Origin of the sequence: Streptomyces calidiresistens (assembly GCF_014141525.1) — a bacterium.
Taxonomy (GTDB): Bacteria; Actinomycetota; Actinomycetes; order Streptomycetales; family Streptomycetaceae; genus Streptomyces; species Streptomyces calidiresistens.
The window spans coordinates 1-683 of sequence record NZ_VKHS01001435.1 but is presented as its reverse complement, the minus strand read 5'-3'; the positions used below and the strand labels follow the sequence as shown (position 1 = coordinate 683).

At 77.7% G+C, this 683-nt stretch carries 1 protein-coding gene; it reads left to right on the top strand.

What is annotated here, in order from left to right; genetic code table 11:
- Positions 1-93: 93 nt before the first annotated feature.
- The coding region (locus FOE67_RS27695; RefSeq protein ID WP_182667548.1) for a PucR family transcriptional regulator ligand-binding domain-containing protein at positions 94-683 on the top strand (590 nt) is incomplete at its 3' end.

The window sequence follows — 683 nt, the reverse complement described above, 5'->3', positions numbered from 1 at the left end:
ATCCGGCGACCCCCGAGATCTACACTTGCAGCTTCGTCGGCAGCGTCAGGTGTGTATAAGAGACAGGGCCCCCTCACGGAACCGGGCCCCCGGATGCGACTGCGCGACCTCCTCGACGTGCCCGGGTTGGGCCTGCGCCCGCTGGGCGAGCCTCCCCCGCCCGACCGCCCGGTGCGCGGCACGATGACCACCGACCTGCGCGACCCCGGTCGCTACCTGGTCGGCGGCGAACTGGTGCTGACCGGGCTGGCCTGGTGGCGGGGCCCGGGTGACGCCGACCCCTTCGTGCGGATCCTGGTCGGGGCCGGGGTGGCGGCGCTGGCGGCCGGCGAGGCCGAACTCGGCTCGGTGCCCGCCGACCTGGTGGAGGCGTGCGCCCGGCACGGCCTGCCGCTGCTGGCCGTGGACACCTCCGTGGGCTTCGCCACCATCACCGAGCACGTCTCCCGGCGGCTGTCCGGGAACCCGGCCGGGGAGCTGGCCGCGGCCCTGGAACGCGGACGCCGGGCCGGGCCCCGCGCCGGTGGGATCGAGCCGGGTCTGCGGGCCCGTCTGGTCTCGCCCTCCGGGCGGGTGGTGGTGGACACCACCGGTGAACCGGCCCCGCCGGACGCCGGCACGCTGCTGCGGCGCGCCGCGGCCGGGGGTGGCGGGGGCCCCGGCCCCGCCGGGGTGATCGTGGC